The sequence below is a fragment of the Streptomyces sp. NPDC096339 genome, from assembly GCF_044762985.1.
In the GTDB taxonomy this organism is placed as follows: domain Bacteria; phylum Actinomycetota; class Actinomycetes; order Streptomycetales; family Streptomycetaceae; genus Streptomyces.
The window spans coordinates 240,972-260,356 of the sequence record NZ_JBIWFI010000004.1; the positions used below are offsets into that span (position 1 = coordinate 240,972).

20 protein-coding genes are annotated in these 19,385 nt (G+C 72.6%); 12 read left to right on the forward strand and 8 right to left on the reverse strand.

The genetic code is table 11. The features are described from left to right. Window positions 1-82 precede the first annotated feature (82 nt). The gene (locus ACIQ5Y_RS09545) at window positions 83-733 is read left to right on the forward strand and encodes a hypothetical protein (RefSeq protein WP_403877204.1); all 651 of its coding nucleotides are present in this window, start codon (window positions 83-85) and stop codon (window positions 731-733) included. A 16-nt stretch (window positions 734-749) separates the two neighbouring features. Here the strand turns inward: ACIQ5Y_RS09545 and ACIQ5Y_RS09550 are convergent, their stop codons facing one another. Next, window positions 750-941 carry a DUF397 domain-containing protein gene (locus tag ACIQ5Y_RS09550; RefSeq protein ID WP_403877207.1) on the reverse strand — a complete coding sequence of 64 codons (192 nt, stop codon included), beginning with the start codon at window positions 939-941 and terminating at the stop codon, window positions 750-752. Then, complete coding sequence (locus ACIQ5Y_RS09555) at window positions 938-1,795, reverse strand: helix-turn-helix domain-containing protein (RefSeq protein ID WP_403877482.1); 858 nt, start codon at window positions 1,793-1,795, stop codon at window positions 938-940. Before ACIQ5Y_RS09555 ends, ACIQ5Y_RS09550 begins: the two co-directional genes overlap by 4 nt. Window positions 1,796-1,932: 137 nt before the next feature. Between ACIQ5Y_RS09555 and ACIQ5Y_RS09560 the strand changes: the two genes are divergently transcribed. The 3 genes from ACIQ5Y_RS09560 (at window position 1,933) to ACIQ5Y_RS09570 (ending at window position 4,146) form a co-directional block, all read left to right on the forward strand. Then, window positions 1,933-2,358, forward strand: a complete 426-nt coding sequence (locus ACIQ5Y_RS09560; protein ID WP_403877210.1) for an ATP-binding protein — start codon at window positions 1,933-1,935, stop codon at window positions 2,356-2,358. 325 nt (window positions 2,359-2,683) lie between these two features. Then, a complete protein-coding gene (locus tag ACIQ5Y_RS09565; RefSeq protein ID WP_403877213.1) occupies window positions 2,684-3,544 on the forward strand; it encodes a helix-turn-helix domain-containing protein in 861 nt (286 codons plus the stop codon). 14 nt (window positions 3,545-3,558) lie between these two features. Beyond that, the gene (locus ACIQ5Y_RS09570) at window positions 3,559-4,146 is read left to right on the forward strand and encodes a Uma2 family endonuclease (protein ID WP_403877216.1); all 588 of its coding nucleotides are present in this window, start codon (window positions 3,559-3,561) and stop codon (window positions 4,144-4,146) included. Window positions 4,147-4,171: 25 nt separating this feature from the next. On the opposite strand, the gene ACIQ5Y_RS09575 is transcribed toward ACIQ5Y_RS09570, so the two are convergent. Beyond that, entirely contained in the window at window positions 4,172-4,621 is a 450-nt protein-coding gene (locus ACIQ5Y_RS09575) for an adenylyltransferase/cytidyltransferase family protein (protein ID WP_403877219.1), read from the reverse strand. Between the two features lie 180 nt (window positions 4,622-4,801). On the opposite strand from ACIQ5Y_RS09575, the gene ACIQ5Y_RS09580 reads away from it, so the two are divergent. The 4 genes from ACIQ5Y_RS09580 to ACIQ5Y_RS09595 all read left to right on the forward strand — a co-directional run bounded on the left by ACIQ5Y_RS09580 (window position 4,802) and on the right by ACIQ5Y_RS09595 (window position 10,142). Next, window positions 4,802-5,149 (forward strand): GntR family transcriptional regulator, encoded by a 348-nt coding sequence (locus ACIQ5Y_RS09580; RefSeq protein ID WP_403877222.1) that lies wholly within the window; start codon window positions 4,802-4,804, stop codon window positions 5,147-5,149. Window positions 5,150-5,226: 77 nt separating this feature from the next. Next, entirely contained in the window at window positions 5,227-6,150 is a 924-nt protein-coding gene (locus tag ACIQ5Y_RS09585) for a DUF1648 domain-containing protein (RefSeq protein WP_403877225.1), read from the forward strand. A 144-nt stretch (window positions 6,151-6,294) separates the two neighbouring features. After that, on the forward strand, window positions 6,295-8,160 hold the full coding sequence (locus tag ACIQ5Y_RS09590; protein ID WP_403877228.1) for an AMP-dependent synthetase/ligase: 1,866 nt from the start codon (window positions 6,295-6,297) through the stop codon (window positions 8,158-8,160). Window positions 8,161-8,582: 422 nt separating this feature from the next. Beyond that, window positions 8,583-10,142, forward strand: coding sequence for an alpha/beta hydrolase (locus ACIQ5Y_RS09595; protein ID WP_403877231.1), 1,560 nt, complete (start codon window positions 8,583-8,585; stop codon window positions 10,140-10,142). Between the two features lie 21 nt (window positions 10,143-10,163). Here the strand turns inward: ACIQ5Y_RS09595 and ACIQ5Y_RS09600 are convergent, their stop codons facing one another. Beyond that, a complete protein-coding gene (locus ACIQ5Y_RS09600) occupies window positions 10,164-11,333 on the reverse strand; it encodes a lipase family protein (protein ID WP_403877234.1) in 1,170 nt (389 codons plus the stop codon). 377 nt (window positions 11,334-11,710) lie between these two features. Between ACIQ5Y_RS09600 and ACIQ5Y_RS09605 the strand changes: the two genes are divergently transcribed. Then, window positions 11,711-12,910, forward strand: coding sequence for a calcium-binding protein (locus tag ACIQ5Y_RS09605; RefSeq protein WP_403877237.1), 1,200 nt, complete (start codon window positions 11,711-11,713; stop codon window positions 12,908-12,910). Here ACIQ5Y_RS09605 and ACIQ5Y_RS09610 read toward each other — a convergent pair. From ACIQ5Y_RS09610 to ACIQ5Y_RS09625, 4 genes are all read right to left on the reverse strand, one after another. Continuing rightward, window positions 12,879-13,940, reverse strand: coding sequence for an AraC family transcriptional regulator (locus tag ACIQ5Y_RS09610; protein WP_403877240.1), 1,062 nt, complete (start codon window positions 13,938-13,940; stop codon window positions 12,879-12,881). The two genes, ACIQ5Y_RS09605 and ACIQ5Y_RS09610, sit on opposite strands and share 32 nt — an antisense overlap. Before the next feature lie 60 nt (window positions 13,941-14,000). Continuing rightward, window positions 14,001-14,426 (reverse strand): ATP-binding cassette domain-containing protein, encoded by a 426-nt coding sequence (locus tag ACIQ5Y_RS09615; protein ID WP_403877243.1) that lies wholly within the window; start codon window positions 14,424-14,426, stop codon window positions 14,001-14,003. Window positions 14,427-14,618: 192 nt separating this feature from the next. Continuing rightward, entirely contained in the window at window positions 14,619-14,894 is a 276-nt protein-coding gene (locus ACIQ5Y_RS09620; protein WP_403877246.1) for a hypothetical protein, read from the reverse strand. Between the two features lie 122 nt (window positions 14,895-15,016). Beyond that, the gene (locus ACIQ5Y_RS09625; RefSeq protein WP_403877249.1) at window positions 15,017-15,445 is read right to left on the reverse strand and encodes a hypothetical protein; all 429 of its coding nucleotides are present in this window, start codon (window positions 15,443-15,445) and stop codon (window positions 15,017-15,019) included. 454 nt (window positions 15,446-15,899) lie between these two features. On the opposite strand from ACIQ5Y_RS09625, the gene ACIQ5Y_RS09630 reads away from it, so the two are divergent. The 3 genes from ACIQ5Y_RS09630 (at window position 15,900) to ACIQ5Y_RS09640 (ending at window position 19,326) form a co-directional block, all read left to right on the forward strand. Continuing rightward, window positions 15,900-17,642 (forward strand): AMP-dependent synthetase/ligase, encoded by a 1,743-nt coding sequence (locus tag ACIQ5Y_RS09630; protein WP_403877251.1) that lies wholly within the window; start codon window positions 15,900-15,902, stop codon window positions 17,640-17,642. Between the two features lie 72 nt (window positions 17,643-17,714). Next, window positions 17,715-18,443: a DUF2625 family protein gene (locus ACIQ5Y_RS09635; protein ID WP_403877253.1), complete on the forward strand. Its 729-nt coding sequence runs from the start codon at window positions 17,715-17,717 to the stop codon at window positions 18,441-18,443. 67 nt (window positions 18,444-18,510) lie between these two features. Continuing rightward, the gene (locus ACIQ5Y_RS09640) at window positions 18,511-19,326 is read left to right on the forward strand and encodes a class I SAM-dependent methyltransferase (protein WP_403877256.1); all 816 of its coding nucleotides are present in this window, start codon (window positions 18,511-18,513) and stop codon (window positions 19,324-19,326) included. Window positions 19,327-19,385 lie beyond the last annotated feature (59 nt).

Consider the following 19,385-nt stretch of genomic DNA (forward strand, 5'->3'; position numbering starts at 1 on the left):
CGTGTGTGCGGTTCCGAGGCGGGCCGGCGGCGGCGCCCTATAGTCGACCGTTGTTGATCAACTCACGCTGTTCGGGGGACTCATGACGGTACGGGAGATGCGCGCGGCGGCGCAGATCATCGGGCGGCGCAACGCCTTGCGCTACCTGGCGATCGGGGTCGCCGGCTCGCTGGTCGCGGCGTGCGGAGGCAAGGACGGGGGCGGGACCCCTGCGCCGGGAGCCTCCTCGGGGACACCCTCGGGGGCTCCGGCCCCGGCCCCGTCGTCGGTCGCCCCGTCCGCGCCGGCGTCCGCGTCGCCGATCGCCCGGGCCTTCGACGCGTTCATCGGGGGCAACTGGAAGCTGGAGTCGACCACGCCCGGCAGCAAGACGGTGCGCGGCACGGCGACGGTGATGGCCCCGCCCGGCGGCAACGGCGGCTTCACCATCGTCTGGGACGCCGACGGCGAGTCGGTCACGTGGAACGGACAGTGGCTGCTGCGCGGCGGCCACCTGAGCTACCAGCTCTTCGTGGGGAGCAAGGAGATGACGAAGCTGAGCGGAGGCGAGGCCACGACCGTCCCGGGGACCGTCGAGGACACCGCCTCGCTCACCCTGCCGTGGAAGCCGCCGGGGTCGCACGGCATGGTCAGCGGTCAGCAGCTGAAGGTGACCTACAAGAACAACGTCCTGCGGATCGTCCACGACAACGGGCACGGGAGCGAGTCCGTGCACGTGTGCACGCGGGCCTGACGGCCCCCTTCGGCTGTCAGCTGCCGGACGCGTGGGCCACGAATCCGGCCCACGCGTGGCGGCCGATGGTGAGGTGGGGGAGCCGGATGTCCTTGGAGTCCCGGACGAGGACCGCACCAGGAGTCGCCGCCACCTCGACGCAGTCGTTGATGTCACTGCTGTCGCTGTAGCTGCTCTTGAACCAGTCCAACTCGGGGTGGTGGATCATGTTTCTCCCAGCAGTTTCTCGATGAAGGACCGTGACTCCCGGGGCGAGAGAGCCTGGGCCCGGATCATGCCATAGCGCAGCTCAAGGACTTGAAGCTGTTTGGGGTCGGAGACCGGCCTACCATTGAAGATCCCTTCGGAGCGCCCTACGGCGGTTCCGTCACCGAACTTCAGCACCTGGATGAGGCCTCCCATTCCGGCGTGATCGGCGCAGATGGTCGGCATCACCTGGATCGTGACGTGCCGCAACTGGCACAACTCCAGCAGGCGTTCGAGTTGGGTACGCAGAACCATTGTGCCTCCGATGGTGCGTCGAAGGGTGACCTCCTCCTGGACGAAACTGAGCGCAGGTCCCGGCGACCGTTCGAAGATCGTCTGTCGAGCCAGCCGTGCTGCGACTCCCCGCTCGACCTGCTCCCGAGACTGTGGGGGCTGAGCCATCTCGAACAGCGCCCGTGCATACCCTTCGGTCTGCAATAGGCCATGAATGTTGTGGTTGCCGTAGGCGGCGAGTTCTACAGCCCGCCCCTCCAGCTTGGCCAGGGCCCGGATCTTCTTCGGGTAACGGACCTGCTCCATGTCCGCCTTCATGGCGGAGATCCTGCCGCCCGCCCGCAGCACCTCGTCCGCCCTGTCCAGGTACTCGGGGCGGGGGATCCGGCGGCCCGCCTCGACCTTGCGGACCAGGTCCTCCCCGTACTTGATGGCCGCTCCGAACTCGGCGGGCCGCAGGCCGGCGGCCTCGCGCCAGGCCCTCAGCTGGCGGCCCAGCGCGGCCACCACCGCCACGCCCTGTTCGTCCTCCGGGTCCACGTCCCAGCCGGGCTCTTCCGTACCGTCACTGTCCACGCTCACGCGCACCCACCTCCGACGAGCCGATGTCCTCCGCGCCCTGTACCCCTGGGACCGCTCCGGACAGCCAGGACAGAGCCGGACAAGCTCCGGACAAACGCGGGACGCACGGGCGGAGTCCCTTCTCACGGTACGCACGGATGGCCACGCTGAGTGACGTGATCCTTCAACTCGCCGACTTTCACGTCCAGCTGTCCTCAACCCCGCGCGGGGCCCGACTCGGCCGCATGCTCGCCGTCGAACAACTCCGTGCCTGGGGGCTCCCCTTGGAGGTGCCGGCCCAGATCGTCGCGGAGCTCGCCGCCAACGCCGTGACCCACGGTCGGGTCGCCGGTCGGGACTTCAGGCTGGCCCTCACCGTCGCCTCCCGCACCCTCCTCATCGAGGTGACCGACACCCGGGGTGACCGGGTCCCGGAGGTCCGAGACCCGGGGCTGGGGCTCGTACTGGTCGAAGCGCTCGCGGACCGTTGGGGCGTAAGGGAAGGGCCGCTTCCCTGCAAGGTGGTGTGGGCGGAGGTGCTGCTCGGCGCCGGGTCCCGGGGCGCCGAGACCCGGCGTGCTTAGACGCATAAGGCTTCAAAAAACCGGGAGAAAAAACCAACCAACCCAACCCCACCGGTTCGAGTCCCTCGGTCGGGTGAATCGGGCCAACTGGACTGGATTTCGGGTCGGTTGCCGGGCATATGCTCGGCCCGACAACAGCAGACATGAGACGGCCCCCGGCGGGACTGCAATCCCGGTCGAGGGCCTGACCAAGCAGGAAGACGAGACCTTCCTTATGGCTCCCCAGCACCCTAGCGCGCCCTCGCGCGCCTCGTCCCGTGTTCGGCCCGGGACCCCCCGATCCGGTGTCATCCACGTCAACTCGCCGCACACGAGTCACTTCACCGTGGTCGGCAATCACCTCCTCCAGCACCCCCACCTGTCGGTGACGGCGATCGGGATCGGTGCGTACATCCAGTCGCTGCCCGACGGGGTTCAGGTCGGCATCAAGGCGCTCTCGGAGCGCTTCCCCGAAGGGGAGGTGCGCATCGCCTCCGCCCTGCGGGAGCTGGAGCACTACGGGTACCTGGAGCGGCGGCGCGAGCGGCTGGAGAACGGGCGGGTGGCGACGCGGACGTACTCGTACAACAAGCCAGGGGCCGTCACCGTCGCCGACACGACCCCGGACGACCCGCCGCCGGCTCCTCCTCCGCCGCCGGACCAGGAGCCCGTACCGCAGCCGCAGCCGCAGCCGCAGCCGCAGCCGCAGCCGCAGCCGCAGCCAGTGCCGGTGCCGGTGCCGGTGCCGGAGCCGGAGCCGCAGCCGGCGCCCGCCCCGCGGGCGGCCGCCGTGCCGCCGCCCGCAGAGCAGCGGCAGCGGCAGCAGCCCCTGCACCCGGCCTCCGTCGAGCTGCTCGCGGGCCTGCGGCGGTACGACCCCCGGCTGCTGCTGTCCGAGCGGGACATCCAGCGGCTCGCGCCGGGCATGTCGGCCTGGCTGGAACGGGGCGCCGACCCCGAGGCCATCGGGCAGGTGCTGTCCGCGAACCTGCCCGAGCGCATGCACAACCCGGCTTCCGTGCTCTCGTACCGGCTCACCGAACTGCTCCCGCCGCACCTGCCCCCGGCCCCGCCCTCGGTGGCGGCGGCCTGGCCGGTCAGACGGCCGGACCCCTTCCAGACCTGCGACGGCTGCGAGCGCGCCTTCCGGGCCCCGGAGCCGGGCCGCTGCCGCGACTGCCCGCCCGATGCGCGGATGGCGGCCTAGCCGGAGCCGAAACCATGACTATCGCCCAGGACGACGCGCGGCGGGACGGCCTCCGGTACCAGGCGATGCGCGATGTCGTGCGGACCCTCGACGACACGGTTCCCGGCAAGTTCGAGATCACCAAGGAAGGCATCGTCCACGACCTGACGGCTCCGTCCGGCCCTCACGAGCTGACCGCGCTGCGCCTCCGGAAGCGGCTGGAGAAGGTGATGCCGGAGGAGCTGGCGGCGCACACGGGGGCTCCCGATGTCGAGGCCGAGCCCGAGGGGATCATGCGGTTGCCCGACATCATCCTGATCGCCGAGACCGACATGGAGATCCAGGGTTCCTTCGATCCCCGGACCCTCATCGCCGCCATCGAGATCGTGTCCCGCTCGAATCCGGACAACGACTGGGTCGGCAAAGTGCGCGACTATCCGCTGCTCGGGATCCCCATCTACGCGATCTTCGACCCCCGCACCGGATCCGGCGCGGTGCTGTCCGACATCCACACCACCTCCGACGGTCCCCGGTACGCCACGCGCAAGGAGTTCGTGTACGGCGAGGACGTCACCATCGCCGACTGGACCATCCCGACCACCGACCTGCCCCGCTACCTCTGACGGGGCGGGCCGACGGCCACGGTCGTCACCGTGCCGACCGGGCCCGGTCGCCCGCGTCCGACACCAGCCGTTGGAGCTCCTGGCGCAGCGCGGTGGTGGAGACGTCGGCGGTGTACGGGAGGTACACGACCTCCACGCCCACCGCCGCGAACTCGCGTTCCCACCGGGCCCCGAGTTCGGTGCCCCGCCAGTCGTCGCCCTTGAAGAGGCGGTGGAAGCCGACCCGTTGCCACGCGTCCCGTTTGTCGAGCGTGGTGTCGGCGACGGCCTCGTCCACGTACCGCACGGCCCGGACGATCTCCAGCCGCTCTTGGAAGGGGACCACCGGTGGGAGCCCCTTGTGCGTGGCGACCTCGTCGAGGAGCACTCCGGCGACGAGGTGGTCGCAGTGGGCGCGGGCCTGCCGGAGCAGGTTGACGTGCCCGACGTGGAAGAGATCGAAGACACCGGACGCGTAGCCGATGATGCGAGACACGGATCCCCTTGTGACTGTGCTGTTTGCCCCGGTTGCGGCGGGGCGGCCTGATGGTAGATCAGGAAGGGGTCGGGGCGTGCGGCTGTCCACGGCGGTGGGCGGTGGTCGGTGGCCGGTTCCTTGTCGTTTCCCGTTCAGTGGCGGGCATTTGATGTGGATGGTGCTAGCTTCATTGGCATCATGTTGCTGAGGCTGAACACCGCAGACACCCGTCCCCTGCACGAGCAGGTGGCCGGCGCACTCAGGCGCGCCATCGCCGAAGGGGAATGCGCCCCCGGCGACCGCGTCCCGCCCGCCCGCGACCTGTCACAGGCGCTGGGCGTCAACGCCAACACCGTCCTGCGCGCGCTGCGTACGTTGCGCGACGAAGGCCTTCTGGAGTTCCGGCGGGGCCGCGGAGTCACCGTGGCGGGCGGGGCGGACGGACGGTCGGTACTGAGGGAGCGAGCGCGTGCGCTTGTCGCCGACGGGGCGCGGCTCGGCTACAGCAAGGCCGAACTCATAGAGATGATCCGGGAGGTGCCGTGAGCGACCGTGCTTCCGGCGGAACGAATCGAACAGGGTGGGGTGTCGTCGGCTGGGCCGTCGGCGTCACGGCGTTACTCGTGGCGCTGCCCCTGGCGGCGAGCGGCCGGCTTCCGGACCGGCTGGCGACCCATTGGGAAGGGCTCTCCGGGGCGCCCGACGGCTCCATGCCGCTGTGGGCGGCGGCGGTCTTCCCCGCGCTGATCTGGGCCGTCCTCGCGCTCGCCGTCGCGCTCGCGGCGCGGCGGGCCGGGGTGTCGGCGCGGGGCTGGGTGGCCGGCGCGCTGCTCTTCGGCGGCGTGGCCCTGGCCGGTGCCCAGGCGTCGATCGTCCGGGCGAACCTGGACCGCGAGGACTGGCGGCAGGCCCACTCGGCGACCGGCTGGGTCGTGGGCGTGTTCGCGGCGGCCGCGCTGGCGGGTGTGGGTGGAGTCCTGGCCGGCCGCCGGGGTGTCGGCGACGTGCGGGGGCCCGTGGTCGAAGGTCCCCGCATGGACATCCCCGGCGGTGAGCGGCTCGTATGGCTCTCCCGCGCGTCCAACGCGTGGCTCCGGCTGATCGCGGCCGGCGCCGGGCTGGTGGCCGTCGCGGGCGGGCTCGCGGGGCTGGGCGGCCTGCTGGGGCCGGAGTGGCTGCTGTTGATGGCGCCCTTCGCCTTCGCCTGCCTCGTGACCCTCGTCTTCTCCTCCGTCCGGGCGCGGGTCACCGGGCGGGGCCTGGAAGTGGCCTTCGGGCCGCTCGGCCTGCCGGTGCGGCGCTGGGCCGCCGATGAGATCGAGTCCGCCCGGGTCGAGGAGCGTACGGCGGGGCAGGTCGGCGGCTGGGGGTACCGGCTGAACGGGCTCGGTACGACCGTGATGCTGCGCGGCGGCGAGTGCCTGGTCATCCGCTCGAAGGGCAAGGACTTCGCGGTGAGCGTGGACGACGCCGAGCGCGGCGCCGCCCTCCTGAACTCCCTGGGCGGCTCCCGGGGCGACTCCCCGGGCGCCCGCCGCTCCGGGTGAGGCGATCTGGGGGGTGTGGGCGATGTGTGCGGATGTGGGGGGTGTGGGGGGTGTGGAAAGGAGCCGTGCAGGGGGGTGGTCGTCAGAGGCGGGCCGTGCCTAGATTACCGGCGGTAACACCTGACTGACCCAGGAGGACACGCCTTGGACGCCGCCGAGCCGAAGCTGGTCGAGCCCGTCAAGACCGTGGTCGACGGGGTCGTGCGCGAGGTGTACGTACCCGCGCTCGCCGCCGTGCCGGAGCGGGGGTCCCTCGGGGACATACCGTTCGAGAACGCCCGCCAGGCCCCGGGTGAGCCGGTGCTCGCCCGCAAGGAGCCGGACGGGACCTGGCGCGACGTCACCGCCGCCGAGTTCGCGGCCGAGGTGCTCGCCGTGGCCAAGGGCCTGATCGCGGAGGGGCTGCGCGAGGGCGACCGGCTCGCCATCATGGCCCGTACGACCTACGAGTGGACCCTGCTCGACTTCGCCGGCTGGGCCGCGGGGCTGGTCACCGTACCGATCTACCCGACGTCGTCCGCCATCCAGGCCCGCTGGATCATCCAGGACTCCGGCGCCGTCGCGTGCGCCGTCGAGGACACCGGGCAGGCCCGCATGATCAGCATCGAGCGGACCGCCCTGCCCTGGCTGACGCACCTGTGGGCACTCGACACCGGTGCGGTCGGCCGGCTCGTGAAGGCCGGGGAGCACCTGCCCGACCAGGTGGTGCACGAGCGGCTGACGGCCCGTACGCCGGACTCCGTCGCGACGCTGATCTACACGTCGGGTACGACCGGGCAGCCCAAGGGGTGCGTGATCACCCACGCCAACTTCTTCGCCGAGGTCGACAACGCGGTGGAGTTGCTGCACCCCGTCTTCAAGTCGGTGAGCAGCGATCCGGCGTCCACGCTGCTCTTCCTGCCGCTGTCGCACGTCTTCGGACGGATGGTCGCCATCGGGTGCATGCGGGCGCGGGTGAAACTGGGGCACGCGCCGAGCATCCGCACCGAAGACCTGCTGGAGGACCTCGCGGGATTCCGACCGACGTTCCTGCTCGCCATCCCCTACGTCCTGGAGAAGGTCTACAACACGGCCAGGGCCACCGCCGAGAAGATGGGGCGCGCTTCGTCCTTCGACCGGGCGGCGCGCATCGCGCGCAGCTTCGGCGAGTCGGTGGAGGGCACGGGGAAGGGCAAGGCCCCAGGTCTGGGGATGCGTGCGGCGCGGGCGCTGTACGACCCGCTGGTCTACCGCCGCATCCGGGCCGCGCTCGGCGGGCGCGTGCGGTACGTCCTGAGCGGAGGCTCCCCGCTGGGGCGGCGGCTCGCCGCCTTCTACACCGGGGCCGGGATCGAGGTCTTCGAGGGGTACGGGCTCACGGAGACGACCGGCGCCAGCACCGTGAGCCCGCCGCAGCGGCCCCGCCTCGGCACGGTGGGCTGGCCGCTGCCGGGCACGTCGGTGCGGATCGCGGACGACGGGGAGGTGCTGCTGGGCGGGCGGCACGTCTTCGCGGGCTACTGGAACAGCGGGCAGGGCGTCCCGTACGGCAGCTGGCTGCCGACCGGCGACATCGGGGAGCTCGACGCGGACGGGTACCTGACCATCACCGGCCGCAAGAAGGACGTGATCATCACCTCGGGCGGCAAGAACGTGGCCCCGGCCCCCCTGGAGGACTGGCTCCGGGCCCACCCGCTGGTCGGCCAGTGCATGGTGGTCGGCGACAACCGGCCGTACGTCACCGCGCTCATCACCCTGGAACCGGACGGGCTGGCGCACTGGCGTCAGATGCACAAGAAGCAGGACGTGCCGATGCGGTTGCTGGTGGAGGACGAACAACTGCGGGCGGACCTCCAGCGGGCGGTGGACGACGCGAACCAGCTGGTGTCGAGGGCGGAATCGATCCGGCGGTTCGCGGTGCTGCCGGGGGAGTTCACGGAGGCGCGGGGGCATCTGACGCCGTCGCTGAAGCTGAAGCGGTCGGCGGTGGCGCGGGACTATGCGGACCGGATCGAGGAGCTGTATCGGTAGCCACCCCCGGCGGGGGCACGGGCCGGCCGAGCGTCGACCGCGGCCCGCCCTCCCGGGGCTCCGCCCCGGAGCCCGCGCCTCAAACGCCGGCGGGGCTGAATCATGTGCGGCGCCGCTGCCGGGGGCTCCGCCCCCGGACCCCCGCGCCTCAAACGCCGGCGAGGCCGGAATGTGCCGCGCGTGACGGACAGCAGAAGGCACATCCAGCCCCGCCGGCGTTTGAGGCGCGGGGTCTGGGGCGGAGCCCCAGGTCTTTTCAGCCCGTCCGGCGTTTGAGGACCGGGGCTGGGCAGCGCCCAGGGAACGGGGGAAGGGCGGGTAGGGGACAGGCCCCGCGCAGCGGTCACCCCGTGACACGGCCGGACGTGCCGGGGCGGCGGGCCGCGCATATCGTGGGCCGGGGGGTCGCCCGAGGAGGGTCCGTGCCCCGCACCCGTACCGCCGCCGCATCCGTCGCACTCGGCGTGCTGGTCATGGCCGCCGCGCTGGGCGCCGCCCCCGCCTCCCGCGGGCTCCGCTGGGGCGCGTGCCCCGAGCCGCACGTCCCCGACGGGATGCGGTGCGCGACCCTCGACGTCCCGCTCGACCCCAGCGGCAAGCGCACCGGCCACGTCCGCCTCGCCCTGGCCCGGATACCCGCCGCCGAGCCCGAACGGCGGCTCGGCTCCCTCGTGATCAACTACGGCGGCCCCGGCGCCCCCGGCATCGCCAACCTCGCCGCCGACCCCACCGCCTTCGCTGAACTCGGCAAACGCTACGACCTCGTCGCCTTCGACCCCCGCGGCGTCGGCCACAGCGAGCCCGTCTCCTGCGGCGCGGGCCGCGGCTCCCCGCAGACCACGCAGGAGACGCCGCAGACCGCCACCGCCCAGCTCGCCGCCCTGCGCGCCGAGATCCGGCGGTGCGAGCTGGCCTCCGGGCCCGTGCTCCCGTACATCGGGACCGTCAACGTCTCCCGTGACATGGACCGGATCCGCCAGGCCCTCGGCGAGGACAAGCTCGACTTCCTCGGCTTCTCCTACGGGACCCGGCTCGGCGCCGTGTACGCCGCGCAGTTCCCGCACAAGACCGGCCGCATGGTGCTCGACGGGGTCGACACCCTCACCGAACCGCTCGCCGAGCAGGCCCTCGTATCGGCGCGCGGCCAGCAGCGGGCCCTCGACAACTTCCTCACCTGGTGCGCCCACCGGCCCGGCTGCGTCTACGGGACCAACACCCGCACCGCGAAGGAGAAGGTCGCCGCGCTCGTCGAACGGCTCGACGAGGAGCCCCTGATCGGCGACGACGGCGCGCCCGTGTCCGGGCAGGACGCGGTCGCCGCGATCGGCGCCGCCCTTTACTCGAAGAGCAGCTGGCCCGACCTCGCCGCAGCGCTCGCCCTCGCAGAACGGGACCGCGACCCGGTCGGGCTCCTCCAGCTCGGCGGCCCGACGAAGGAGGGGCGGCGGGACGGCCCCGGAACCGGAACCGGCCCCGGAACCGGCCCCGGAACCGGCCCCGGAACCGTCACCGTGCCCGCCGACAACTCCGAGGCCGCCCTCGCCGCCGTGAACTGCGCCGACGACCCCGACCGGCTGAAGATTCGGGCCGGGGCCAGTGCGGGCGCCGTGGCGCGGGTGCTGCACGCCCGCCAGGACGAGCTGCGGGGCGAGTTCCTGGAGGCCTCGAAGATCTTCGGCCCGAAGCAGCTGCTGACCGTCCTCGCCTGCTACGGCCGCCCCGCCGGCACCGACTTCATCCGCAGGATCGACCACCCCGGCGCCCCGCGGATGCTCCTGGTCGGGACCCGCGGCGACCCGTCCACTCCGTACGAGTGGACGGAGGAGACGGCGAAACGCCTCGGCTCGGCGGTGATCGTGGACTTCAAGGGCGACGGGCACACCGGCTACTCGTCCTCGAAGTGCGTGCGGGAGTACGTGGACCGCTTCCTCGTCGACGGCCGGCTGCCGTCCGGGACGCGGGCCTGCCCCGCCGAGGACTGAGCCCCGGCGGGGCGCCGCGGCTCAGCAGTCGGGGTGCGTGGCGCGACCCGCGAAGCGGTCCGCCATCCAGTTCCCGACCTCCGGGGAGTGGGTGATCACGCCGCTGACGTGCTCGCCGACCCAGACGGTGTCGAACTCGACGTTCGCGCCCCGCGCGCACCAGTCGGCGCGCAGCGCGCGGCCCACCGCGTACGGGATCAGCTCGTCGCCGAGGGCGTGGTACTGGTACACGGGCGCGGCGGGAGCCGTCCGGCCGAGCTTGCTCTGGTTCAGCCGGGCCTGCCAGTCAGGCTCGGCGAGCGGGTCGCGGGTGGTGAGGTCGGAGATCCGCTTGAAGGAGCCGGCGATCGCGTCGATGGCGACGCAGTTCTCCTTCATGCCGGCGACGAGGAGCCGGCCCGCCGGGTTGAGGTAGGAGTCCAGGCGCAGCTCCGGGAAGGCGGCGTCCTGTCCGGCCGCCGCCATGAAGATGAGCCCGGAGCCGTAGGAGCCGTTGTTGAAGGCGGCCACCTTGAGCAGGTCGGCCGGGACCCCGCCCGTCGCCGTGCCCTTCACGTTCAGCTCGGGGGCGTACGATCCCTGCAGCTCGGCCGCCCAGCCGCTCGCCTGCCCGCCCTGCGAGTACCCCATGATCCCGACGGGGGTGTCCGCCCCCAGCCCGGCCCCGGGGAGGCGGATGGCGGCACGGGCCGCGTCGAGGACGGCGTGCCCGGCGGAGGGCCCGACGGTGTAGGTGTGCACGCCCGGGGTGCCGAGGCCCTCGTAGTCGGTGACGACCACGGCCCAGCCGCGCAGGGTGTACTGCTGGATGAGGTTGGCCTCCATGGCGGTGCCGGCCGGGAGGTTGTCGCTCGGCGCGCAGGAGTCGCCCATGCCGACCGTGCCGACCGCGTAGGTGATGAGCGGACGCGGGCCGGTGCGGCCGTCCTGCGGGACGATCACGGTGCCGGAGACGACGTTGGGGGCGCCGTCGGCGGTGGTGGAGCGGTAATGGACCTTCCAGGCCTTGGTGTTGGTGGGCTGGCCGGGCAGCGGGTGGAAGGCGGAGGGCTCGACGCCGACGATGTCGCCCGGGGCGGAGGTCTGGGTGGGGGCGGCTGTCGCGGATGTCGCGGCGGGGATCCCGGCCGCGATGGCGGCCAGCGCGGCCGCAGTGGCGAGGACGGTGTTCCGGATGCTTCGGACGCGCATGAGCGGCTCTCCCGAGGTTCCGTGTGGGGGCAGGTGAGGAGAAGGTAGTGACGGACCGGTGGGAAGGTCGCTGACCGCACAGCTCACCTTTACCGGCCCGGACACGCACTCGCCCGTTCGGTCTCGGGACACCGGACTCATCGCCGTGAACGACGACGAAGTCGCCGTGTTCTGGAACTTCCAGTCCCTCTGAGGGTCGGGTCCCGCGCCCGCGCTGCCCGGTGCGGTGCCGCAGCCGGTCCGAGGTGCTGCCGGATGGCGGATCAGGGCCCCCGTCGGATGGACGGAGTGAGCCAGTCGGCGCAGCCGCCGCTTGCGGACCGGCCGTCGTGTGGGAGTCCTCCTGGGATCCCGCCACGGACCGTCGGAGGACCTGCATGGCACGCATCATCACGGCCGGTGTCGTCACCGCCGCCCTGTTCACGCTGGGGCTCCCGGCAGGCAGCGCCGTCGCCGCCGCGACGACCTGCTTCGGCGTCACCGCCACCATCACCGGCAGCGGCACGATCACCGGCACACCCGGCAACGACGTCATCGTCGGATCGTCGGCGGCCGACACGATCAACGGGCTCGGCGGCAACGACCTCATCTGCGGGCTCAGCGGTGACGACAAGCTGATCGGCGGCCTCGGCAACGACCGCCTCGACGGCGCCGGGGGCGACGACGTCATGCGCGGCGACACGGCCCTCGACACCGGCAACGCCGTGGGTGGCGGCGACGACGAACTCCGCGGAGGCGAAGGCGACGACGACATGGTGGGCGATTCGTTCACCGCGAGCGGGAACGCCGAGGGCGGTGGCGACGACCTGCTGGACGGCGGCTCCGGCGACGACTTCATGACCGGCGACTCCGAGAGCGACGACGCCGGGACCGCGCGCGGTGGCGGCGACGACCGCATGTTCGGCGGCTCCGGCGACGACGAGCACATGACCGGCGACAGCGTCGCCCTCGGAGGTGACGCCGAGGGCGGCGGCGACGACCTCCTGGACGGCGGCACCGGCAACGACGGCCTGCTCGGCGACTCGGCCGCGCCCTTCGGGGGCACCGGGACCGGCGCGGGCGACGACGTCCTGCGGGCCGGCCTGGGCACCTTCGACAGCATCGTCGGCGACAGCGAGGGCATCGCGGGGGCGGTCGGCAGCGGCGGCGACGACCTCCTGGACATGGGTACCGACGGCGGGTTCTTCGCCCTGGGCGACCACAACATCGGCGACCCCGCAGGCGGCCAGGCCCGGGGCGCGGGCAACGACACGATCATCGGCGGCGCCCGGGGCGAGATCCTCATCGGTGACAGCTCCGTCGGGGACGCCTCCGTCACCCGAGCCGGCAACGACCAGATCGACGGCGGAGGCGGCAACGACCTCCTCTTCGGCGACAACACCAACTACGACGGGGATTCGACCGCGGGCACCGCGGGCGGCCGGGACACGATCCGGGGCCAGGCGGGCAAGGACTTGATCTTCGCCGGTCCCGCCGACGACTTCCTCGACGGCGGCGCCAACGCCGACACCTGCGACGGCGAGGCGGGCACCGCCGACACCGCCGTCAACTGCGAGACGACCTCCGACATCCCATAGCCGGCCCGCCGACCTCCCCGACCCCGCCCGAAGCGATCCGGTACGCCCCCGGCGTCGTCCCCGTCCACCGCCGGAACGCCCGGTGGAAGGCGGTGTCCTCCGAGAAGCCCAGGCGGGCCGCGAGTTCCGCGATCGGTTCGCCGCCCTCGGCCAGGCCCGCGATGGCCGCGTCCCGGCGGACGCGGTCCTTCAGCTCCTGGAACGAGGTCCCCTCCTGCCGGAGCCGGCGCCGCAGTGTCGCCGGGGACACCGCGAGCAGCGCCGCCACTTCGGCCAGCGCGGGCAGCCGCGGCGAGGTGCGCAGCCGCCGGGTCAGGGTGCGGCGCACCTGCTCCGCGACCGTGGTCCCGTACTCCGGGCGGGAGAGCAGGTCGAAGGGGGCCCGGCGCAGCATCGCGTCGAGCGCGGCCTCGTCCCGTACGAGGGGGGCCGTCAGCCAGTGCGCGTCGAACGAGGCGCCCGTACGGTCCTCCCCGAAGCGGACCGGGCAGTCGAAGAGGAGCTCGTACTCGTCCTCGTGCCGCGGCGGGGGATAGGTGAAGGCGGCGTACGCGAGGGGGATGCGCCGCCCGACCATCCAACTGCTCAGCCGGTGCCAGATGGCGAGCACGCACTCGGTGAGGAACCGCCCCTCGTCGCGGGACAGGTCGTTGCGGACGGTGAACCGGGCCTCGGAGCCGGCCACTTCGAGCGCCAACTCCGGCCCGCCCGGGAACAGCCCGTAGAAGGCGGCGGCCCGTTCCGTGGCCGCGCCCAGGTCCCGGCAGCCGAGCGAGGCGTGGCACATCATCGCGAAGGTGCCGGGCCGGCTGGGCACCGAGCCCAGCCCGAGGAACTCGTCCTGCGTGGTCCGGTACAGCGCCCGGAACAGCCGGGCGAACTGCGCGGGCGTGACCCGGGCCCGGTCGTCACCGAGGAGGAGCGGCGGGATCTGCGCCTCCTGGAGCAGCGGCACGGTGTCGATGCCGCTGCCGCGGGCCCCCGCGAGCACGGCCCGCACATGGTGCACGGTGATCGTCCGCCTCCCCATGGTCCGACGGTAACCCCGCCGGGGCGCCCCGCGATACGGACGTGCGCGGGGCGGTGGGCCTCACCCCGCCGCCGCGATCAGCACGGTGTAGAGGCAGAACAGGCCCGTCGCCGGGGCCGTGGCGAGGTCGGAGCCCACCAGCGCGCGGGCGAACGGCCGGTCGTCCGCCGGGTACGCGGACACGTCGGTCAGCATCGCCCGGCCGGCCGCGAACCGCAGGGCCGGTTCCACCACCCGGCCCCACTCCGGCTGCGCCGCACGGGACGCGGCCAGCACGAGCGCGGAGGACAGGGTGCTGCCCTCGCCGTGCAGGAGGTCCGGCATCAGCTGGATGGTGGTGGACTTGCCCGCGCCGTTGGCGCCGACGAATCCGGTCACCTCATCGGCGCGGAGGGTCAACGGGACGTCGTCCAATACCCGCTTGGAGCCAAAAGACCGGCCGAGACCTTCCGCTTCGACCGCCGTATTCATGGGGTGGCGGTTCATGTAGGGTCTCCCTGCGTTATCGCAAGGGGGAGGAAGCCCGCACTCGGCGACCTGAACAGGCGTGGAAACCGAAGGGTTGTCACCCGCGGGCTTCTTCCCCCGATGAGCTTGTCCGTCAATTACGGCTCGGCACGCGGCGAAGGCATCGAATCGATGACTTCGCGCAGATGACTTCGCATTCATGACGCGACATCAATTCAGTACGAGCCACATCACCTGCACCGCGAGAGTCGCGTGCGCGAGAAAACACGTCACCCAGGCCCCGGGGCCGCGCATTCCGTGACGGGACACGGTCACCCAGCCCGCCGCCAGCAATACCGCGGACAAGGCGCAGAACGCCCAGGAAATGACGAGCCACGGCGTGGAGGGGGCGGTGAGATACCGGAGGGCCACCACCGGGAGAAGAGTCAACAGGGGCAAGGCCCATGCGCCTTCACCGGCTGCTCGGGCGGACTTGGCGTCGGTCATCCCGGGTACTCCGTCTTCGTTCTGGGGTGGTTCTGGGGTGGTTCCGGGTGATGGCGGGCCGGGCCGCCCGGGGAGAACCCGGACGGCCCGGCCGACGTCACTCGATCTGCCGCGGGGCTCGATCAGCCTCGGAGGGCGTTGTAGATCTCGAGGAGCGTCAGGCCCGGGGAGACGGCGGCGAGAGGCGCCCGGACCCACCACGACAGGCCGTCGTACCACTTCTTGAAGTCGCTGTACTTGCCGCCGATGGCCTTGGCGAAGCCGCCGACCTTGCTGAACGCGGCGCGGATCGCGCTCCACTTGCTCGCGGCCGAGGCCTCACCCGCGACGATCTTGTTCATCTCGGCGCGCTCGGCGGGCGTCAGCTCAGCCGCGAGCGGGCTCGCGAGCAGGGTGCGCGCGGCCTGCTGCGCCTCGGCCTGCTGGGTGGCCGAGACGGACTGGGGTGCGGCCACGGAGGCCGAGGAGGCCTGGGCCAGGCCGGCGCCACCCCCGATGGCGATGGCTGCGACGGCCGAAACGGCCGCCATGCGCAGGGTGTTGCGATTCATTTGGAATTCCCTTGCGTTGTCGCAAGGGGGAGGAAGCCCTTGTGGGCAACCTGAACAGGCGTGGAAACCGAATGGTCACCCGCGGACTTCTTTCCCCCGATTACTTGGTCGTTGCCGCACCGCTCCTGGTCAGGGAGAAGTCCGACGGTGTGCTCGTCATCTCATCCTTCGAGCGCCGGGCACACGTGCACGTTACCCACAAGTCGATCACTTGACCACCGTATGAATGGCCAACACGCCTCAGGCGCAACCAGGTTCAACGCGTCTACCTGCGGGTTTATCGGCAGGCCTTCGCTTTACCTTCACATTGCTTGGCTGGAAACCGCCTTTGTGGCCGGGACGAGGGGTATGCGCGATGAGCGCTCAGGTCAACACGCGTGACGCTTCCGGTCATATCGCCGCCCCGGCCCGGACGCCTAGCGTCGAGGGTCACCAACTCCCGGGAGGGCAGGCGATGGACACAGTCGACGGAGACCGGTCCAGGCCCGGCACACTGGCGCGCTTCACCCAGTGGACCGAGGTGCGGCACGGGCCCGAGACGGCCCTGCGGTTCCGTGCGGGTGACCACTGGCAGACCCGTACGTACGCGGAACTGGCCGCCGAAGTGCGAGCCGTCGGGTGCGCGTTGCTCGGCCTGGGCGTGGCCGCCGGCGAGCGGGTCGCCGTACTGGCGGAGACCCGCCCGCAGTGGACGTACACCCACTTCGGGGTGCTGGCGGCGGGCGCGGTCCTCGTACCGGTCTATCCGACGGCCGGGGAGGAGGAGCTCGCCTGGGTCCTCGCCGACTCGGACGCGGTGCTCGTCGTCTGCGACGACGCCGCGCAGGCGGAGCGGGTCGAGGTGCTGAGGGGGAAGCTGCCGCACCTGCGCGAGGTGGTCCTGATGGACGCGCTGCCGGGGCTCGCCGCCGCCCCGGAGGCGGAACTCCTCGCCCGGGCCGAGGCCGTCGCCCCCGAGGCGGACGCCTCGATCGTGTACACCTCCGGCACGACCGGCCTCCCGAAGGGCTGCCGCCTGACCCACGCGAACCTGGGCGCCATCCAGGACGCGACCCTCCCGCTGGTCCGGGGCGGTCCGGGCGACTCGACGTACCTCTACCTGCCGCTCGCGCACCTGCTGGCGCAGTTGATCCAGTTCACGACGCTGCTGGAGGGCGGGGAGCTCTGCTACTTCGGCGGCAGGATCGAAGACGTCCTGTCCGAGCTGGCCGTCGCCCGCCCCACCCATCTCCCCTCCGTGCCCCGCCTGTTCGAGAAGCTCCACTCCGTGGTGCTCTCCCTGGCCGAGTCGCAGGAGGGCGGCCGGGAGCGCTTCGAGGAGGCCGTACGCCTGGGGGTGCTGGCGGCGGAGGGGCGGCTGCCGGAGTCCCGTCGCGAGGAGCACGCCGCCGCCGAGGAATCCCTGTACTCCCTGGTCCGGGGCGCGTTCGGGGGCCGGCTGAAGTGGGCGCTCACCGGCGGCGCCCCGATCGCCCCGGCGACCCTGGACTTCCTGCGGGCGTGCGGGATGGACGTGTACGAGGGGTACGGGATGACGGAGTCGGCCGGGGTCATCTCCCTCAACCACCCGGACGCGGTCCGCCACGGGACGGTGGGCCGGCCGATAGCGGGCTGCGAGGTGCGGATCGCCCCGGACGGGGAGGTCCTGGCGCGCGGGCCGATGGTCTTCCCGGGGTACCACGCGAACGAGCTGGCCACGGCCGAGGCACTGGACGCGGAGGGCTGGCTCCACACGGGCGACCTCGGCGAACTCGACCCCGACGGCTACCTCCGCATCACGGGCCGCAAGAAGGAACTGGTCATCACCTCGGCGGGCAAGAACCTCACCCCGACGGAAGCCGAGTTCGCCGTCCAACGCTCCCGCTACGTCTCCCGCGCCGTCATGATCGGCGACGGCCGCCCCCACCCGGTCGCACTCGTCACCCTGGACGCGGAGGAGGTCGCCGCCTGGGCCACCCGCGAGGCCGTCGCCCTCGGCGACTCCCCGTCGACCCACCCGTCGGTCCGAGCCCTGATCGAGCAGGCGGTCACGGAGGCCAATGCCACCCTCTCCCGCCCGGCCCGCATCCGCGCCTTCCACATCCTCCCGGAGGACTTCACCCCGGAGGCGGGCACCCTGACCCCCACCCTCAAACTCCGCCGCAAGGCGATCTCGGAGCGCTACGCGACCGAGATCGAGGGGCTGTACGGGGAGTGAGGGACGGGGGCGCCGAACGGCTCCACCCACACCCGCCGTTCGACCCCCAAGTGCCCCTGCGACGATGCGGGGATGCGTGTACTCAATGAATTGATCAACGTCGAGGATCCCGCCTGGCCCGTTCTCCTGGAGGAGGTCGCCGGTGCGCAGGTGCCGGTCGAGGTGGTGGGCGGTGACGCCGGGCAAGGCGGGGCGGCCTTGCTGCAGTTGCAGGTGACCGCCCGGTCGTACCTCGGTGGGATCGTGCTCAACTGCGGCGGACTGCTCGTGGACGGCGGCTGGCTCCGGGTGTTCGGGAGTCCGGGCGCCGCCGCCCCGGCAGGGCTGCCGGGCCTGGCCGAGGTGAACGGCATGCCCGCGGCCTTCGACCCCGCCTGGCGGCCGGACGCGGGACTGGTCGTGGCCCAGGACGTGCTCGGCGGGGTCTTCGCGCTCAACGGCGCCGACCCCGCCGGGGACGGGCGGCCCGGTGGGCCGGGCGAAGTGGTCTACTTCGCGCCCGAGGCATTGCGCTGGGACGCGCTCGGCGCCGGGTATTCGGCCTGGCTGTCATGGGTGCTCGGCGGAGACCTCAAGGGGTTCTACGACGGTGTGCGGTGGACCGGATGGCGCGAGGAGGTCGCCGGGCTGAAGGCCTCGGAAGGCTTGTCGTTCTACCCGCCGTTGTGGTCGGCCGAGGGGCGCGGGGACCTGGAGGGGGCCGACCGCCGAACCGTGCCCATGGCGGAGCTGCTGGGCCTGAGCCGGGACTCCTGCCTCCAACTCGACGGGGTCGATCCGGGATTCCTCGGCATCGCCTGAGGCGCGCGGCGCACCGTTCGCGCGTGTCCCCGGCCGGTGCCCGCCCGGTCCCGGCATCGTGGTGGCCATGGACGAGCAGCGGTTCGGGGTGTGGGCGGCGGGGGACGCCTACGAGCGGTACATGGGGCGGTGGAGCCGGCCGGTCGCGGAGCGGTTCGTGGCGTGGCTCGGCTGCGCGGACGGGCTGCGGTGGCTGGACGTGGGCTGCGGTACGGGGGCGTTGAGCCGGGCCATCGCCGAACGGCGGCGGCCCCGGGCGGTGCTGGGGGTGGACCCTTCCCCGGGCTTCGTGGCCTCGGCCCGGGCGGACGCCCCCGCGCGGACCGGGTTCGTCGTGGGTGACGCGGCCTCGCTGCCGGTACGGGACGCGGAATGGGACGTCGTGGGCAGCGGGCTCGTGCTCAACTTCCTGCCCGAGCCCGGGGCCGCGCTCGCGGAGGCGGTCCGGGTGGTGCGGCCGGGCGGGCTGGTCGCCGCGTACGTATGGGACTACGCGGAGGGAATGGAGTTCCTGCGCCATTTCTGGCGGGCCGCGGTGATGGTGGACCCGTCCGCCGCGGAACCGGACGAGACCCGCCGGTTCCCGGTGTGCCGGCCGGAGCCGCTGCGTGCGCTGTGGGTGCGGGCGGGACTGGCCGAGGTGGCCGTCGCCCCGATCGAGGTGGCCACCGTGTTCGGCGACTTCGGGGATTTCTGGGAGCCGTTCCTGGCCGGGCAGGGACCCGCCCCCGGGTTCGTCTCCGGGCTCGACCCGGTCGTACGGGACCGGCTGCGCGAGGCGCTCCGCGCGGCCGTGCCGGCGCGCGCGGACGGGTCGATCGCGCTGACCGCCCGCGCGTGGGCGGTCCGGGGGCGCAGACCTGACCGCCCGCCGGGTCCCTGAGCCCCGGCGTTACTCCCGCCCCGCCCTGGGTATCCGGCCAGGGAGGGGAGAGGGGGCCG

Excerpts from the sequence above, each read along its gene's own strand:
- ACIQ5Y_RS09545 (WP_403877204.1), top strand. The coding sequence starts at position 83 with ATGACGGTACGGGAGATGCGCGCGGCGGCGCAGATCATCGGGCGGCGC.
- ACIQ5Y_RS09550 (WP_403877207.1), bottom strand. The coding sequence starts at position 941 with ATGATCCACCACCCCGAGTTGGACTGGTTCAAGAGCAGCTACAGCGAC.
- ACIQ5Y_RS09560 (WP_403877210.1), top strand. The coding sequence starts at position 1,933 with ATGGCCACGCTGAGTGACGTGATCCTTCAACTCGCCGACTTTCACGTC.
- ACIQ5Y_RS09570 (WP_403877216.1), top strand. The coding sequence starts at position 3,559 with ATGACTATCGCCCAGGACGACGCGCGGCGGGACGGCCTCCGGTACCAG.
- ACIQ5Y_RS09580 (WP_403877222.1), top strand. The coding sequence starts at position 4,802 with ATGTTGCTGAGGCTGAACACCGCAGACACCCGTCCCCTGCACGAGCAG.
- ACIQ5Y_RS09600 (WP_403877234.1), bottom strand. The coding sequence starts at position 11,333 with ATGCGCGTCCGAAGCATCCGGAACACCGTCCTCGCCACTGCGGCCGCG.
- ACIQ5Y_RS09605 (WP_403877237.1), top strand. The coding sequence starts at position 11,711 with ATGGCACGCATCATCACGGCCGGTGTCGTCACCGCCGCCCTGTTCACG.
- ACIQ5Y_RS09610 (WP_403877240.1), bottom strand. The coding sequence starts at position 13,940 with ATGGGGAGGCGGACGATCACCGTGCACCATGTGCGGGCCGTGCTCGCG.
- ACIQ5Y_RS09615 (WP_403877243.1), bottom strand. The coding sequence starts at position 14,426 with ATGAACCGCCACCCCATGAATACGGCGGTCGAAGCGGAAGGTCTCGGC.
- ACIQ5Y_RS09620 (WP_403877246.1), bottom strand. The coding sequence starts at position 14,894 with ATGACCGACGCCAAGTCCGCCCGAGCAGCCGGTGAAGGCGCATGGGCC.
- ACIQ5Y_RS09625 (WP_403877249.1), bottom strand. The coding sequence starts at position 15,445 with ATGAATCGCAACACCCTGCGCATGGCGGCCGTTTCGGCCGTCGCAGCC.
- ACIQ5Y_RS09630 (WP_403877251.1), top strand. The coding sequence starts at position 15,900 with ATGGACACAGTCGACGGAGACCGGTCCAGGCCCGGCACACTGGCGCGC.
- ACIQ5Y_RS09635 (WP_403877253.1), top strand. The coding sequence starts at position 17,715 with ATGCGTGTACTCAATGAATTGATCAACGTCGAGGATCCCGCCTGGCCC.
- ACIQ5Y_RS09640 (WP_403877256.1), top strand. The coding sequence starts at position 18,511 with ATGGACGAGCAGCGGTTCGGGGTGTGGGCGGCGGGGGACGCCTACGAG.